This window comes from Mycolicibacterium sp. 624 (assembly GCF_040548615.1).
Taxonomy (GTDB): Bacteria; Actinomycetota; Actinomycetes; order Mycobacteriales; family Mycobacteriaceae; genus Mycobacterium.
The window spans coordinates 1-16315 of the sequence record NZ_JBEPRZ010000004.1 but is presented as its reverse complement, the minus strand read 5'-3'; the positions used below and the strand labels follow the sequence as shown (position 1 = coordinate 16315).

The following is a 16315-nucleotide window of genomic DNA, read 5'->3' as shown; positions in this document are numbered from 1 at the left end:
GCTAGGAACGTACCGCCGTCTGCGCCTGTCCAAGGTTGATCGGCAGGGAAGCCCATCCGCGCAGCACCCGGGTGTCACGCCGGCTTCCCGCACCCGCCAGAGCGGCGTCCGGGTAGCGCTCGAAGAATGTCCGCAAACCGACTTCGCCCTCCGCCCGTGCCAGTGCCGCGCCGAGGCAGAAGTGCCTACCCCCGGAGAACGACAGGTGCCTCCCCGCGTTCTCGCGGGTGATGTCGAAGCGGTGCGGGTCGGGAAACACCTCGGGATCGCGGTTGGCGCCGGCGAGATAGAGGATGACGGGTTCGCCCGCCCTGATCGTCTTGCCCGCCACCTCGGTGTCGACCTTGGCCATCCGTGCGCTCATCTGCACCGGCGACTCGAGCCGCAGAATCTCCTCGACGGCTCCGGGCCATAGATCGGGCTGCTCCAGCAGCAGCGTGAGTTGCTCGGGATGCTCCAGCAGAATCCGGATCCCACTGCCCAGCAGGTTGACCGTCGTCTCGAATCCGGCGGCGAGTACCAGACCTGCCGTGGCGCGCAGTTCCTCGTCATTGAGGCGGGTCCCGCCCTCGCCCGCGTCGATGAGCTGGCTCATCAGGTCCTCACCCGGCGAGCCGCGCAGGTGACGGATGTGGTCGGCGAGCCAGACGTTGAAGCCGTCCAGTCCACGCTCGACCCGGCGGTACTGGTCCCAGCCCAGCCCGATGTCCAGGCTTGGTGCCGCCAACTCACCGAACTCGAGGATGCGCGGCCGGTCGTGGTCGGGCACGCCGATGATGTCACCGATCACGGTCACGGGAAGCTGCGAGCAGTAGCGCTCCACGATGTCGACGGTGCCGCCGGCCGTGTCCAGCCCGTCGATCAGCCCCTTCGCGGCCTCCTCGACCCGTTCCCGCAGGGCGGCAACGGCTCTGGTGGTGAAAACCGACGACACCGTCTTGCGGTAGCGGGTGTGCTCCGGGGGCTCGACGGACAGCAGCGACGGCGGCAGCAGCGGGTGCAGTCGCCCCTTGACCACCGTCTTCTGCTCAAGCCAGTACAGCGGCCTGGGCAGTGTCGTGCCTATCGCCATGACGGCGAAGTCATCCGAACGCAGCAGTTGGTGGGCGATTGCGTGTTCGGTGGTCAGCCACGCCGCGCGGCCGCGGACCAGCCGTCCCCTGGCGCGGAGCTCATCGGCGAAACCGCCGGGGTCGGCGCGCACGGCGGGGTCAGCGATCAGCCGCCCCTGCGGGTCGCCCCGCTTGGCGCCGTACGACGCGAGTCGGCGGATCACCCCGTGCAGGGCGAACCAGTGCAGGCGCTGCCTGACCGTCATGACCCGAGCTTAACGCTCCAGAACTTAACGCTCCGGAATACGCCGCCCCAGCGCGTGCACCGTCCACCCCGCGTCCTGCCACATGTCGACGTCCAGGCAGTTTCGGCCGTCGACAACCACTTTCGCGTGCACAGTGGCCGCCAGTCGATGCGGATCGAGGTCCACGAACTCCTGCCACTCGGTGAGTACCAGTACGGCGTCGGCGCGCTCGCACGCCTCATCTATCGAGGTCGCGTAGTTCAGTGTCGGAAACAGGCGGCGCGAATTCTCCATCGCCTGGGGGTCGTAGACGTTGACGCCTGCCCCGTTGAGCTGCAGCAGCCCGGCTACATTCAGCGCAGGCGAGTCGCGCACATCGTCGGACTCCGGCTTGAACGCCGCACCGAGCACGGCGATGTTGGCGCCCAGCAGCGACCCGCCACACGCCCTGGTGGCCAGTTCGACCATATGGGTGCGTCGGCGCATGTTGATGCTGTCGACCTCGCGCAGGAAGGTCAGGGCGTGGTTGGCGCCGAGTTCGCCGGCCCGGGCCATGAACGCCCGGATGTCCTTCGGTAGGCAGCCGCCGCCGAATCCCAGTCCAGCGTTGAGAAATCGACGTCCGATCCGTGGGTCGTGACCGAGTGCGTCGGCGAGCACGGTGACATCGGCGTCGACGGCCTCACAGACCTCCGATATCGCGTTGATGAACGAGATCTTGGTGGCCAGGAAGGCGTTCGCCGACACCTTCACCAGTTCCGCGGTCTGCAGGTCGGTGACCAGGAACGGCACGTCCTCGTCGAGCAGCCGCGCGTACAGGTCGCGGATCGCGGCCTCGGCGCGCACCGAACCCCGCTGCACGCCCAGCACGATGCGGTCGGGATGCAGGGTGTCGTGCACCGCGAAGCCCTCGCGCAGGAACTCCGGGTTCCAGGCGATCTCGACGTCGACCCCCGCAGGGGCGAGGTCGCGGGCGCGCGCGGACAGTTCGGCGGCGGTGCCGACGGGCACGGTGGACTTTCCGACGATCACCGCGGGGCGGCGCAGCCGCGGCACCAGCGTGTCGATCACGGCGTGCACGTGCCGCAGGTCGGCGCCGTACTCCCCCTTCTTCTGCGGGGTGCCAACGCCAAGGAAGTGCACGTCGGCGAACTCGACCGCGGCGTCGTAGTCGGTGGTGAAGTGCAGGCGACCGGCTTCCAGGTTGTCCCGCAGCATCTTTCGCAGACCGGGCTCATAGAACGGAATGTCGCCGGCAGCCAGCTTGTCGATCTTGCCGGGGTCGATGTCCACACCGATGACCTCGTGACCCAACTCGGCCATCCCGGCCGCGTGTGTCGCCCCGAGATAGCCCGTACCGAACACAGTGCATCGCATATGCCCTGGATATGCCGTCGCGATGAGCTAGTTGCTACGCGACACCGAGCAGCAGACCAACGGTGGGTGACTAATCGTGGTCGCTCACCGCGACCAGCGCACTACCCGCAGAAGATCAGGAAGCAGTTCCCGCCACCCGAACCACCCGAGCCGCCCGAACCACCGGAGCCCCGGGATCCACCCGAGTCACGCGATCCCGAACCGGAGTGACCACCCGAACCCGAACCCGAGCCGGGCCATCCACCCGAACCTGAACCCGAACCGGGCCACTGCGGCTCCTGCGGTTGTTGGGTCTGCGGCGGCTGCCAAGGCGGTTGCCACGGCGGCGTCTCGGGCTCGTGCGTCTGCTTCGGCGGCTGCCACGGGGGCTGCCACGGCGGGCGCTGCGGCCAGTCGTCGTCATCGTCATACGGCGGACGCTGCGGCTGCTCCCATGGCGGACGCCACCTCGGCGGCTGCCAGACCGGCGGCTGCCAGATCGGCGCCGGAATGATGACGGGCGCCGGGATGACGGGTGCCGCCGGCGGGGGCGGCGGTGGGGCCGCGGGTGGCGGCGGAGCGGCGGGAACCGGGGCGGGTGCCTGCGGCTGTTCGACGTAGACGGTGCGCGGCGGAGCGGCCGGCGCCTCCTGCACCACCGGCACGGGCGCCTGGATGGTCTGGGCGGGCGGCGGCGCCGGCAGTGGTGCCGGTGCCGCCTCCTTGACCGGAGGCGCGGCGGGCGGCAGCGCGCTCGGAATGATCGCGGCCTGGCCGGGGTCGGGCCGCTGGTCGACGGTGGGGCGAATGTTGACGGCCAGCGTGATCACCAGCGCGACGACACCGAACACGAAGATCGACGTCAACGCGCTGCCGACGAGCAGGAACGGCTTGCGTCCCTCCTCGGCGCGCGGCGAGTCGACGGGTTCGTACGCGTCGACGTCGGGGTCACCGTCGAAGTCGTCGTCGTATGCCGAGTAGGCCATCGCTGCCGCGGCGGCTCCATCGACCGGCGCCATCTGGGTGGCGGCGTTGGCCAGGGCGACGGGTTTGCCTGCCGTCGTCCCGTCGGGATCGAGTGAGTACGCCAGGCCCGCGGTAGTGGCGTCGAATATCGGGGCGTTGGCCGCGGCGAGGGCGGCCCCACGCGCGAGCGCCAGCCCGGACTCCTCGGGGGCGTTGACGGGAAGCGAGACGAGATCGGCCAGATGGGCCTTGACCGAGGCGATGTCCACGCCCGCGCCGACAACGAACATGCCCTGTGGCGGCGCGTCCTGGGCCTCGACGGCCGAGACCATGTCGGTCAGCACGGCCAGCGCGTCGGTGCTGTGCAGACTGCGGCTCAGGACCTTGACGATCGAACCGTCGTCGCTGCGCACCACCGACAGCGTGGCGGTGTCGCGGTCGATGAAGAGCAGCGCGGTGCGCTCATAGCCGACCGCGCGGCCGGCGGCCTGGGCCAGCGCACCGGCGGCGTGCAGTTCGGAGACCAACATGACGTCGGTGACGCCGCGGGCGGCCAGTCCGTCACGCAGCGCCGCGGCCTCCGTGCGGTCATTCCACGTGACGCCGATCGCCTTGAGAACGTGCCCACCCTCGGTGGCGCTCTCCTGGGTTCCGAGCACTGCGGAGACCAGCTGATCGGTCGCAGTTGAGGTTGCCGAGCCATCTCCACCGGATACTTCGAAGGTGTCGTGGTCGACGATTGCCCCGTCACCCTTTTCGCCTTCGACCAGCACCATCCGGACCGTCTTTGGTGTCAACGACACACCAAGTACGATGTCCACTGACTCCTCCAAAACCTTTGCTGCAGCGTATGTGTCGTCTAGCCCTGTCAGTTCAACGCGAACCGCCGACTAGATGTTTCATCGGCGCGACCAGCGCAGTCGTTACACCTGATGCCATTAGCTGATGAACCCGCGCCGACGGCTCGGTTTCGACCCTACCCGCGTCGTCAGCGGGTGGGTCAACTCAGTTCTCGTCGGCCGATTCAGGGGCAGTTTCGGGGCGCGACGGGCGGGGTCCGAAGTCGCCGAACGGTCCCGGCCGACGCGATGCGAGGTGCCCGTGCACGCCCTCGGCATAGGCGGTCTCGGCGTGCTGGGTGAAATCCACGCCGGTGGTCTCGTCGTCGGCGCTGACCCGGAAGCCGATGACGCGATCGATCGCCTTGGCAATCAGATACGAGACGCCGAACGCGTAGGCGGCGACCACGACGGCGCCCAGGGCCTGCTTGCCCAGCTGGGTGAATCCACCGCCGTAGAACAGGCCCTGCGGACCGCCCGTCATGACCTCGGTGGCCAGCAGGCCGATCAGCAGTACACCGACGACGCCGCCGACGAAGTGCACGCCCACCACGTCGAGCGAGTCGTCGTAGCCGAACCGGAACTTCAGACCGATGGCGAACGAGCAGACGACGCCGGCGGCGAGCCCGACGATCACCGCGCCGAGCGTGCTGACCGTCCCGCACGACGGCGTGATCGCGACGAGGCCGGCCACGACACCCGAGGCGGCGCCGAACGTGGTGGGTCTGCCGTCGCGGATCTGCTCGACCGACAGCCAGCCGAGCATGCCGAGGCAGCCCGCGACGAGAGTGTTGAGGAATATCGCGGCGGCGGTGCCGTTGGCGGCCAGGGCCGAGCCGGCGTTGAAGCCGAACCAGCCGAACCACAGCAGACCGACGCCGAGGAGCACGAACGGCAGGTTGTGCGGTCGCATCGCGTCGGTCTTGAAGCCGATGCGCGGGCCCAGCACCAGGGCAAGCGCCAATGCCGATGCACCGGAGACGATTTCGACGACCAAGCCGCCGGCGTAGTCGAGTGCGCCCAGCCGGAACAGCCAGCCGCCGGGTGCCCAGACCCAGTGCGCGACGACGGCGTAGACCGCGACGGTCCAGATCGGTACGAACGCCACCCACGCCGCGAACTTGGCGCGATCGGCGATGGCGCCGCTGATGAGTGCGGCGGTGATGATGGCGAACGTGAGCTGGAACGTCACGAACAGCAGCTCCGGCACCGAGCCGTGCAGCGTGTCCGGGGCGAGGCCCGCCAGGCCCATGTGCTCGAGCGTGCCGATCAGACCGCCTGCACCGTCACCGGTGAAAGCCAAGGTGTAGCCGAAGAGCAGCCAGGCCACCGTGACCAGCGGGATCGAGATGAAGCTCATCATGATCATGTTGAGCACGCCGGTGGTGCGGACCATGCCGCCGTAGAAGATGGCCAGCCCGGGCGTCATGAGCAGGACCAGCGCCGTGGCCGTCAGAAGCCAGGCGGTGGCGGCGGGATCGAGTTCTTGCATCAGGCGAGAATGTCGGCCGCGCGTTTCACCCACACGGCGAACGTGTTTCCGAAATGTTTCGTCAGATGCGCCGAGTGTTGGCTCAGGCCTGGATGAAGTTCTGATAGGAGCGCGACGGTGTCGGGCCGCGCTGACCCTGGTACTTCGATCCCGCCGCGCTGCTGCCGTATGGGTGTTCGGCGGGGCTGGTGAGCCGCAGCAGGCACAGCTGGCCGATCTTCATGCCCGGCCACAACGTGATTGGCAGGTTGGCGACATTGGACAGCTCGAGAGTGATGTGGCCGGAGAAGCCCGGGTCGATGAAGCCCGCCGTCGAGTGCGTCAGCAGACCCAACCGGCCCAGCGACGACTTGCCCTCGAGTCGGCCCGCGAGGTCGTCGGGCAGCGAGCAACGCTCCAGCGTCGAGCCCAGTACGAACTCGCCGGGGTGCAGCACGAATGGCTCCCCCTCCTTGGGCTCGACCAGCGTGGTGAGGTCGTCCTGGCGCTTTGCGGGGTCGATGTGGGTGTAGCGGGTGTTGTTGAAGACCCGAAACAGGGTGTCGAGGCGGACGTCCACGCTGGAGGGCTGGATCAGGCCGTCCTGGAAGGGGTCGATCCCCAACCGCCCGGAGGCGATTTCGGCCCTGATGTCACGATCGGAGAGCAGCACCCGACGAGACTAACCGCTGGAACTACCGGCTCGACGGCGGCGCTCAGCCATTCCGAGCACCGGAATCAAAGCCGTTCTTAAGGAATGCCGCTCGTTCTTGTCATATCTCTGTGCATTCACGTGCTCGGCGGGCGCCCGGTGAAATCGCGTGACAGCATCGGCCAATGGGGCGATTGGCACGGATCGGGGCCATTGCGGCTTCCGCGGTGGCAGCCACGGCGGGGGTGCAATTTATCGCCATGCCCACGTCGGGCGCAGCGCCGTGTCCCGATGCCGAGGTCGTCTTCGCCCGTGGCACCACCGAACTGCCGGGCCCCGGTCCCACCGGAGAGGCATTCGTCGACGCGCTGCGCACTCGAGTCGGTGGAAAGTCGGTGGGGGTGTACGCCGTGGACTACCCCGCCACCATGGCCTTTTCGACCGCCGTCCAGGGCATCGCTGACGCGCGGTCCCACATCCTCGCCACCGCCGCCAACTGTCCTAAAAGCAAACTGGTACTCGGCGGGTTCTCCCAGGGCGCAGCGGTGATGGGATTCGTCACGGCAAGCGTTGTGCCCGAAGGAGTTTCAGCCTCGGACGTCCCCGCGCCGATGCCGCCCGAGGTGGCCGACCACGTCGCTGCCGTCACGCTGTTCGGCAAGCCCTCGACCCGCTTCATGAGTGCGATCAACGACCCTGACATCGTTGTCGGACCCAGATACGAAGCCAAGGCGATCGAGTTCTGCGTTGACAACGACCTGGTGTGCGACCCCCGCGGTAGGAGTCTCTCCGCGCACAACGAATACACCGACGCCGGCCTGGTGGACCAGGGCGCGGCGTTCGCGGCGCAGCGTCTGCAGGCGATGTGGGCCACCGATGCGGCAGCGGAGGCAGCCGAAGCGGCGCCGGGCGCTTCGGGACCGGCCCCAACGCAGCTGCAGCCCATCGGCCCACCGCCTGGTCCATTGACCGGCCCGCTCCCCGGCCCCGCACCGCTTCCACCGCTCTCCGCCTTGGCCTATCCGTCCTGATCCAGCCCATGGCCGCGTGCCCCACCACCCGGGTGCTAGCCTTTCTGCTCACCAGCACCACTGGTAGCGCCGATGTAGTTCAATGGCAGAACATCAGCTTCCCAAGCTGAATACGCGGGTTCGATTCCCGTCATCGGCTCCACGATTACCTTGAAGTCACCCGTCGTGCGGCGCCATGACCGTCCCTCGCGACGAAGCGGCCCACGGCGGCCTGGGGTCGCACCGATCCTCCCTCAATCAATTGACCCGGCCGTCAGCATTGACGGTCTTGCCGAACGCTGCAACCATGATTTGTCGGCATATGCCCACCTGAGGGGGTAGCACGTGACCACCAAGGACAAGTACACCGCGGTGCCCGAGCCGTACTCGTGGGAGGTCGCCAGCGCCGGTGACGCGCGCTTCACGTGGGAGTACGACGAGGGGCGTGCCCGGCTCCTTTCCCTGTACCAAAAGGGAAAGGACAAACAGTGGGATGCCCAGTCGCGCATCGACTGGTCGCAAGACGTCGACCCGACGAACCCGATCGGACTGCCCGACGAATTCGTCCCGCTGTTCGGCAGCCCGGCGTGGGAGGCAGCCGACAAAAAGGGTCGAGACGAGATGCGCCAGCACTTCCAGGCCTGGCAGTTCTCGCAGTTCCTGCACGGCGAACAGGGCGCGATGGTGTGCGCGGCCAAGATCGTCGAGGTCGTCCCGGACCTGGACGCGAAGTTCTACGCGGCCACCCAGACCATGGACGAAGCCCGGCACGTCGAGACGTTCTCACGGTTCCTGCAGGAGAAGGTCGAGCTGGTCTACCCGATCAACACCCATCTGACCGCGCTGCTGGAGGACACCCTGCGCGACTCCCGCTGGGACATGCCCTACCTCGGCATGCAGGTCCTCATCGAAGGCCTCGCACTCGCCGCCTTCGGGGTACTGCGGGACATGGCGCCGCCCGAGTCGCTGTCCAAGCAACTACTGGCCTACGTCATGCAGGACGAGGCCCGGCACGTCGCCTTCGGCCGGATCTCGTTGAAGGACTACTACTCTGCGCTCACCGACGCCGAGCGCGACGAGCGTGAGGAGTTCGTCGTGGACGCGTGCTACCTGATGCGCGACCGGTTCCGCGGCGAGGAGGTGTTCGACACCCTCGGCCTCAACGTCAAAGAATGTGCCGAGTGGGTCGACACGTCGCCGCTGATGATCCAGTTCCGCTCGCACTTGTTCAGCCGCATCGTGCCGATCGTCAAGGACATCGGATTGTGGGGCGACAAGGTGCAGAAGGCGTTCTCGGACATGGGCGTCCTCGAGATGGGCGGATTCGACATCGAGGCACTGATGAAGGCCGATGAGGATCAGGCCGAGGACCTGGACAAGGCACACGCCGAGATGGCCGACCGGGCCCTCGAGGTGGACCAGGTGATCGCAGCAGGCGCGAGCTAACCCGCTCGGCTATCGATGGACCACGGCGTCACCGGCAGCTGATGGTTCAGATGCGGGGGCGGGCCGAAGAACAGCATGTGGAAGAACCCGCCGATCGGGCGGATCACCTGGTTGACCACGAAGTCGTAGATATGCCAGACGAATCCCTTGATCCCGCCCGGCACTGTCTTGACCGAGTAGTTGGCGGAGACCGTCGTGCCGATGTAGGCGTTCCCGACGGCGTCGCTTATCCCGGCCCCTGTGCTGTTCAGGGTGATCGTGTTGGTCGAGTCGCTGACGTAGGACTTCGGGGTGAACGTCGCGGTGTAGGTGAGGCCGCCGTCAGCGGTCGACAATCCCGACAGCCTCCCGTTGGCCACGGTCACGTCGTCGATGTCGAACCCGGTCACCCTCTCGGAGAAGGTGAACGTCACCGTGGTGCTCTGGCCCCTCTTCAGCGCCGTGTTCGCCATGGTGATCGTCGCCGTGGGCGCCTTCGTGTCCTCGACCGCGTAGTTGTTCGAGTCCACGGTGCCGACGCCCGCATTGCCGGCCACGTCGGTGACCCCGGTCATGGCCACGGAGATCACGTTGGTCGCATCGGTGACGTTCGCGGTCGAGGTGAAGGTCGCCGTCCATGTCACACCGCCGTCGATGCTGGACACCGTCGACAGCGTCCCGTTCGTGACCGCGATGTCGGAGTTGTTGAACCCTGTCACCGGCTCGGAGAACGTGAACGTCACCGTCGTGGACTGACCGTCCCGCAACACCGTGTCCGTCACGCTGATCGTCGCCGTGGGACGTTGAGTGTCGATGCTGATGTTGTTCGAACTCGTCACTCCCACACCAGCATTGCCCGCCAGGTCGCTGACGCCGGTGTTGTTGAGGGTGATCAGGTTCGTGAAGTCCGCGACCCCGGCCACCGGGGTGAACACTGCCGTCCACGTGATGCCACCATCGCTGCTCGACAACGCTGACAGCGTTCCGTTGGAGACGGTCAGGTCGGCGTTGGTGAAGCCGGTCACGGCCTCGGAGAAGGTGAAGGTCACCAGCGAGTTCTCACCGGCGCGAACAAAGGGATTGCTGACCACGATCGTCGCCGTGGGCCGCTGGGTGTCGATTCCGAAGTTGTTCGAATACGACGGACCCACACCAGGGTTGCCCAACGAGTTGGCGACGCCGGAGTTGTCCAGGACGATCACGTTCGTGAAGTCCGTGGTGTTGGCCGCCGGGGTGAACATCGCCGTCCACGTGATACCGCCGTCAGAACTCGACACTGCTGACAGCGTCCCGTTGGGAATCGTGACGTCGGCGTTGGTGAAGCCATGCACGGCTTCAGAGAAGGTGAAGATCACCAGTGACGTCTCACCGGCCTTCAGTGCGTTATCGGCCACGTTGACCGTCCCGGTCGGCGACACACCATTAACTGCCACATTCGAGTTGGCGCCCAGCGAGCCCGACGTTCCGGGGGCTGGCAGGGTCAGATCGGCATCGGCATTCGTCGTTGCGTCGCGGATCGAGCTGCCGGACAGGGCCAATGCTGCGGTCGACGTGTAATCGAGGTCTACGGTTTTATCGCCCGCCTGCACGACGTACGAGAACCGGATGGTCCGGCTAGGCGCCACTGAAACGGCAGAGGCGACGCGATCGGTGATCCCGGTCTCCAGGGTCAGATAGACGGTGCCATCGACGATGACCTCTCGGTCGAACTCCACGTCGATGTAGACAGTGTCCCCCACCTTGTAGGGCTGGCCGGTGCTTGATGGCGCTGCCGTCACCCCGACCACGACGGGGACCGATGCGGCCGCGGATGTCACGACGGGTGTCGATGGGGCGGCGAGTGATGCGGCGACAGATGATGCGGCAGCAAGCAATTCGGCGGCCGGGGAGGTCGCGGCGGGTGACGGTTTCGCTGCTGGCACCACCTCCACCGTGGAATCAGTGTCGCGGCGGGCCGCGCCGAGCATCTCCACGACTGACGCCATACCGGTCGGATTCGTCGGAGAGTTCGGTTTAGTCGGCGGCGCAATCACCTCGACGATGGTCGTACTCGGCACGACGGGAGGGACGGAAACCGCTTCAGGCTCAGCGGGTTCGACAGTTGTGTCGGCCACGCCGGCGGGGGCTGGGGCGCTTTCAGTGGCAGACCCGGCGACCGACGCAGCGTCGTCACGGGCGTCGGCCTCCGACCGGTCGGTGGCCGATGACGATCCGGGTCGCCGGCTGGGCCCGGCGGCGCTTTCGGATTCCGTGGACTCCGCCTTTGCCGACGCCGCGGACTTTGCACCGGAGGCCTGGGTCGACACTCGGGGCAGCTTCGGCGATCTCTTGTTCGACGGGCTGTGGTCGTTGCTCTTGGGATCGGCGGGTCCCGCCGAGATGTTGGCGTCGGTGTCGCCGGGGCTGGGGTTCGAGCCGGAGTCCGAGTTACTCGGGGCGCTCGATGATGCGCCACCGTCGGAATCGGAGTCGCCGGTGTCAGCGGCTGCCACGCCGGCGCCACTGGCCATCGCGACGCCGACTCCCGCAGCGATCGCGAACCCGCTCACCTTGGCTACGTACTTGACGCGATCCATCGACAGAACTCCCCGACGCAGTGACATTTATGGAATGCGTACTGACACGGAAAGTCCTGCACCGCCGAATCCCAGGCGAATGCTAACCCGCCATTTGACGTTTGCGTCAGGAAATACTTCATTCACCGTGAAGCACGGATGAACATTGGAAATACCCACGGCAGCTATCGACTGTGGGTTCCCGCCTACGGCTCAATCAGCCCTGGAAGACCCTGATCCAGTCGATCAGCATCTCGGCCGGGTAGTTGCCCCCGGCGGGCTCGCGGCCACCCGAGCCGCCTACCGCGATGTTGAACACCGGCACCATCGTGTAGCCAGGATCATTGAATGGCCAGTCCTGCAACGAATTCGCCGGAACCGTGAAGAACGGTTCCATACCGGGGGCGTAGTCCTTCCAGAAGTACATCCCCTGCGGCGTCCACGACATCCGCCAGGTGTGCCACGCGCTGTCGATGGGATGCCGGTCGGTGGCGAATGACTCGCCGTCCAGCCGAGCGTGCACCGTGGTGCCCGATGGCCAGTCGCGGTTGCCGTACCACTCCACAAGGTCAACCTCGCCGCCTCGGACGGGATCGTCATTGAGGAGCCAGAACGCCGGCCAGGCCCCGTCGGTCAGGCAGTTGAGCTTGACGCGTGCTTCCCACGTGGTGCCGATGCCGCCCCGCCACAGTCCGACGACCTTGGCGCTGGCGTACTTCTCCTGGATCGTGGTGCCCGGCCCCCGCGTCGCGCGAATGACCAGGTTGCCATTGCCGTCCTGGAACGCGTGTTCCTGATCGGTCACGTACCGCCCCATGTTGAACGGCTTGTCCCACTCGTTCGGATTCTTGATGGTCTCGCGCGCGGGCACGAGGTGCCACCACGCGGGATCCGGCGGCGACCCAGCCGGACCGTTGAACTCGTCCTGGAACAGAAACGCCGGGGCCACGTCCGCCACCGGCGGTGTCGGCACTCCGGGCACCGGCGCAACAGGCTCGGCGCTGGCCACCCCGGCAGGCAACGCTGCCGCTGCCGCCCCCAGACCCATCATGAACATCACTTTGCGGCGATCCATCTCAGGCACAGCCACACGATAAAGGGCGGGCGGGGGATATTGCGCATTTCGGTGCGGCGCGTGCTCCGAGTTGGCGCCACCCGGAGTCGAAACACACTTTGCCCAGGTGCCGATGTGACGCCTTTCCGGGCGGCAGCCCGATCAGGTCGCGCCCTGTCCTCCGTCGTGCTCTTCCCATACATCCGCGCGGTCGATGCCCCATGACGTCGCAAGTGGCCGGGTGACTCCTTTTGTTTGCGGGAGGCGACGTTGGTGTGTATAGACTTTGTCAGCCGAGTACGGAGGACACGGATAGCTCTGGTTATCCGCGAGGGACTAGGGGGATTGGCCGTGGGTCGGCACAATGCCTCATACGTCGAAGCACGGAAACGGGTTTCCGGCGCCACGGCGCTGAGTGCGGCATCGTTTGTGGGCCGCGTCGGTTCGTTGGCGCTTGCCCTGGGTATCGGAGCGGCCATTGCCGGCGGTACCGCGATTGCCTACGCCGAGGGCCCCACCGACAACGCTGCGGGCGATTCTGCCCAGTCCTCACCCGGCCCCTCGACAGCTGAGACCGCGTCCGAGACACCGTCTGACGACGGATCGACCAGTACCGGGTCAGTCGACGTCAAGACTCGCCCGCCGGGGTCGACGAACGTCCCGAAGATGCAATTGGGCAACGGCCGCCCGGGCTCACTACCCGAGTTGATCTCGAACATCCCGCAGAAGCTCGCGACGGCCCTGAACGCTCACGCGCCTGCCGCACCTCGGGCCCGGATCCGGCCACACGCGAGCGACACCGCGACCGCGGTGCCGCGTCATCAAGCCGACCCGACACAGAGCGGCCCGCCCGCGGACGATGTCGAGAACCCGGCCCCAGTCACGAGCCGTGTGACCAACGTCGCCGCGGTACGCGCCACTGTCCAGCCCCCAGCGCCCGCACTCGCGGCCGCGCCCGCGGTGAATACCATTGCCTCAGTCCAGGTCACACCGACGCTGCCGACGCAGCCGACGCCGACTCAGACACGGCCAGCCCTGGCCAACCCGATCGCGATGGCGGTTACCAACGTTCTGTCCGCCCTCGGGATCTCACCACAGTCGAGCAGCACGGGCGATCCGCCGACGGCGCCAATGCCGTTCGTGCAGTCCGTGCTGCAGCTGATCCACCGGGAACTCGAACGCTTCAACATGCTCCCGCGGAACACCGTTCCGTCGATCTCCCCCGGTATCCCCATGCCCGCCGACGAGGCTCCGACGGTGTACGGCGACATCGGTAAGTGGATGCTGCAGTCCAACGGGCAGATCTCGAACTACGGCGGACTGCCATATCGCGGCAAGACCGTCCTGGAGTCCGTCAACGTCATAATCGTCGACCCGACATCGACATCCGCCGCCGAATCCGCCCACAAGCTCAACACCGCCATGTTCTGGGCCGGTTACCCCGCCCAACCCATCCACAGCACCGGTTTCCAGGGCACGATCGACGACATCACCTACGGGCAACAGCCCAACGGCCCGCTCATGGGGTTCTCCGACAACTTCTTCCTGTTCCCCAACAATCACGGCCGCATCTTCGGGCCCGACCCGGTGGAGACCAGCACCGGTTACGTCTGGAGCGGTGCCTTCAGCACCGAACAGTTCGTCATCTACGACCTGCTCCCCAGACACGCGTATGTCTCGTCCAACCTGGCCCGCAACGCACTCGCGATGCGGCTCATCGCCAGTGGCCAGGCTACGTACGGCGGCATGGTCCCGTTGAACAACTCGTACAACACCGCGACCACCACCACCGGCGATCATGACGGCTATGCCGTGGTTGTCATCTTGAAGTAGGGCCAGCCACCCTCAGTACGCGTTCGGATCCTCCTGGACCGCGACGGGAACGGGATGCTGGTAGAGCCGCGATGCGTTCTCCCACGTCACCTTTCGGATGATGTCATCGGGGAGCCCGCTGATCTGCTCGTGGATCTTCTGCTGGGTGTGAGGCCAGGTCGAGTCGCAGTGCGGGTAGTCGGCTTCGAGCAGAATGTTGTCCTGGCCGATGCGCTCGTACTGGACGAACGACGACTGATCCTCCACTGCGCAGAACCAGAAGTTGCGGGTGAACACCTCCGCTGGCGTCAGCGATTCGCCGAGATCACGCCACGTACCGTACATCTCGTGGTAGCTCAGCATGTGGTCAAGACGGTCGAGAAGCCCTGCCACCCAACCGATCCCACCCTCGGATAGGCAGATCTTCAGGTCGGGGTACCTGGTGCAGACTCCCGAGTACAGCCAGTCCACCGCCGCGCTGATGGCGTAGGCGAAGAACAACACCCCCTGCACATCCGGCGGGGCATCCTCGGTGGTCGACGGCGATGTCCCCGACGAGCCGATGTGCAGGTTCACCACCGTGCCGGTCTCCGCGCACGCCGCCATCAGCGGCTCCCAGTAGCCGGAGTGAATCGTGGGGAAACCCAGCATCGCCGGGTTCTCGCTGAATGTCACGGCGTGGTACCCGCGCTCGGCGTTCTCGCGGATCATCTTCGCGCCGACCTCCGGGTCGAGCAGCCACGGCAGCTGACACGGAATGATCCGGTCGGGATAGGCACCGGCCCAGGCATCGATGTGCCAGTCGTTCCACGCCCGCACCGACGCCATCGCCAGGTCGCGGTCCTTGGTCACCTGCTGAAGCCGCTGGCCGGCGAATCCCGGCAGGAACGACGGGAAGTTCAGCGACGCATACACACCGTTGAGATCCATGTCCGCCACGCGCGCGTGAATGTCCCACGCGCCGCGGCGCATCTCGTCGAACCGGGTCGGCTCGAATCCGTACTCGGACACCGGCCTCCCGACGACCGCGTTGAAACCCACGTTGGGCAGCGCCTGACCGTCATACAGCCACGTCTGGCCGCCGTCATCGGTGTCGACCACCCGCGGGGCACGATCGGCGAACTTCTTCGGAACGCGTCCCTCGAAGGTGTCCGGAGGCTCGACTATGTGGTCGTCGACGGAGATGACGGTGTAGCGCCGCTGCGCCCGTTCGGGTTCGGGCAGGAATGTGACGGTGCGATCGGCACCGGTCTTGGCGGTGGTGAAGCTCAGATTCGCCGACATCTCGTCGATGGAAGCCATGGGCTCAATCTCCTTCTCTCGTCGTCGGTTCAGTCAGTCAAGGACGCTGCGGTCGGCCTTGATGGTCATGCGCGCTGCGCCAGCCCAGTACACGTCGGCGGCGCGTTCGATCAGTGATGCCTGCATGCCCACCATGTCGCCTCGATTCATCGGCGACGGCGTCCGGCCGGTCAGCATCACGTCGTAGGCCAGCCGGCACACGCGCTCGATGGACGCCGCCCGGTAGACCGCCTCGGCCAGGTTGCGTCCGGTGATGATCGCGCCGTGGTTGGCCAGGATCGCCAGGTTGGCCGACCCGATCTGGCTGGCGAGTTCGACTGCGCGCCAGGGTGCGTCGATCTCGCCGTCGTACTTGTCGAGCAGGTACATGTCGTCGAGGAACAGCGAGCCGGTCTGATGGACCAGCTCGGGCAGCATTCCCAGCGCCGCGAGCAGGCTGACGTAGTAGGGGTGGTTGTGGATCACCACGCGGGCGTCTGGCCGCAGCCGATGCAGCTCGGTGTGGAGGTGAATGGCGGGCGTGACGTCCCAACGGCCGCGGACCACGTGGGCATCCTCGTCGACAACGCAGATGTC

General features: G+C 66.6%; 12 protein-coding genes and 1 tRNA gene. 4 read left to right on the top strand and 9 right to left on the bottom strand.

All coding sequences use genetic code 11. From position 1 onward, the window contains the following. Window position 1: 1 nt before the first annotated feature. The 5 genes from ABIA65_RS16705 to dcd form a co-directional block, all read right to left on the bottom strand. Window positions 2–1318: a cytochrome P450 gene (locus ABIA65_RS16705; RefSeq protein ID WP_241401388.1), complete on the bottom strand. Its 1317-nt coding sequence runs from the start codon at window positions 1316–1318 to the stop codon at window positions 2–4. A 24-nt stretch (window positions 1319–1342) separates the two neighbouring features. Then, complete coding sequence (locus tag ABIA65_RS16700) at window positions 1343–2674, bottom strand: UDP-glucose dehydrogenase family protein (RefSeq protein WP_354524241.1); 1332 nt, start codon at window positions 2672–2674, stop codon at window positions 1343–1345. A gap of 101 nt (window positions 2675–2775) precedes the next feature. Beyond that, window positions 2776–4440, bottom strand: coding sequence for a DUF7159 family protein (locus ABIA65_RS16695; protein WP_241401390.1), 1665 nt, complete (start codon window positions 4438–4440; stop codon window positions 2776–2778). Between the two features lie 184 nt (window positions 4441–4624). Then, window positions 4625–5950 carry an ammonium transporter gene (locus tag ABIA65_RS16690; protein ID WP_241401391.1) on the bottom strand — a complete coding sequence of 442 codons (1326 nt, stop codon included), beginning with the start codon at window positions 5948–5950 and terminating at the stop codon, window positions 4625–4627. A gap of 82 nt (window positions 5951–6032) precedes the next feature. Continuing rightward, complete coding sequence (gene dcd, locus ABIA65_RS16685) at window positions 6033–6602, bottom strand: dCTP deaminase (RefSeq protein ID WP_241401392.1); 570 nt, start codon at window positions 6600–6602, stop codon at window positions 6033–6035. A 239-nt stretch (window positions 6603–6841) separates the two neighbouring features. Here dcd and ABIA65_RS16680 point away from each other — a divergent pair, with 239 nt between their 5' ends. The 3 genes from ABIA65_RS16680 to ABIA65_RS16670 all read left to right on the top strand — a co-directional run bounded on the left by ABIA65_RS16680 (window position 6842) and on the right by ABIA65_RS16670 (window position 9037). Continuing rightward, entirely contained in the window at window positions 6842–7612 is a 771-nt protein-coding gene (locus tag ABIA65_RS16680) for a cutinase family protein (RefSeq protein WP_354524240.1), read from the top strand. Window positions 7613–7680: 68 nt separating this feature from the next. Continuing rightward, window positions 7681–7754 (top strand) — tRNA-Gly (locus tag ABIA65_RS16675). 182 nt (window positions 7755–7936) lie between these two features. Further along, entirely contained in the window at window positions 7937–9037 is a 1101-nt protein-coding gene (locus tag ABIA65_RS16670; protein ID WP_354524239.1) for a ferritin-like domain-containing protein, read from the top strand. On the opposite strand, the gene ABIA65_RS16665 is transcribed toward ABIA65_RS16670, so the two are convergent. Further along, window positions 9034–11592 carry an Ig-like domain-containing protein gene (locus tag ABIA65_RS16665; protein ID WP_354524238.1) on the bottom strand — a complete coding sequence of 853 codons (2559 nt, stop codon included), beginning with the start codon at window positions 11590–11592 and terminating at the stop codon, window positions 9034–9036. The genes ABIA65_RS16670 and ABIA65_RS16665 overlap by 4 nt on opposite strands. Window positions 11593–11788: 196 nt before the next feature. Then, window positions 11789–12646, bottom strand: a complete 858-nt coding sequence (locus tag ABIA65_RS16660) for a glycoside hydrolase family 16 protein (RefSeq protein ID WP_241405881.1) — start codon at window positions 12644–12646, stop codon at window positions 11789–11791. 330 nt (window positions 12647–12976) lie between these two features. Between ABIA65_RS16660 and ABIA65_RS16655 the strand changes: the two genes are divergently transcribed. Further along, complete coding sequence (locus ABIA65_RS16655; RefSeq protein WP_241401396.1) at window positions 12977–14458, top strand: hypothetical protein; 1482 nt, start codon at window positions 12977–12979, stop codon at window positions 14456–14458. Window positions 14459–14470: 12 nt separating this feature from the next. On the opposite strand, the gene ABIA65_RS16650 is transcribed toward ABIA65_RS16655, so the two are convergent. Then, window positions 14471–15739, bottom strand: coding sequence for an amidohydrolase family protein (locus tag ABIA65_RS16650; RefSeq protein ID WP_241401397.1), 1269 nt, complete (start codon window positions 15737–15739; stop codon window positions 14471–14473). Between the two features lie 33 nt (window positions 15740–15772). Further along, window positions 15773–16315 (bottom strand): class II aldolase/adducin family protein (locus ABIA65_RS16645; RefSeq protein ID WP_354524237.1); only part of this gene is annotated, 543 nt, incomplete at its 5' end.

Excerpts from the sequence above, each read along its gene's own strand:
- ABIA65_RS16650 (WP_241401397.1), bottom strand. The coding sequence starts at position 15,739 with ATGGCTTCCATCGACGAGATGTCGGCGAATCTGAGCTTCACCACCGCC.
- ABIA65_RS16665 (WP_354524238.1), bottom strand. The coding sequence starts at position 11,592 with ATGGATCGCGTCAAGTACGTAGCCAAGGTGAGCGGGTTCGCGATCGCT.
- ABIA65_RS16700 (WP_354524241.1), bottom strand. The coding sequence starts at position 2,674 with ATGCGATGCACTGTGTTCGGTACGGGCTATCTCGGGGCGACACACGCG.
- ABIA65_RS16705 (WP_241401388.1), bottom strand. The coding sequence starts at position 1,318 with ATGACGGTCAGGCAGCGCCTGCACTGGTTCGCCCTGCACGGGGTGATC.
- ABIA65_RS16680 (WP_354524240.1), top strand. The coding sequence starts at position 6,842 with ATGCCCACGTCGGGCGCAGCGCCGTGTCCCGATGCCGAGGTCGTCTTC.
- ABIA65_RS16690 (WP_241401391.1), bottom strand. The coding sequence starts at position 5,950 with ATGCAAGAACTCGATCCCGCCGCCACCGCCTGGCTTCTGACGGCCACG.
- ABIA65_RS16660 (WP_241405881.1), bottom strand. The coding sequence starts at position 12,646 with ATGGATCGCCGCAAAGTGATGTTCATGATGGGTCTGGGGGCGGCAGCG.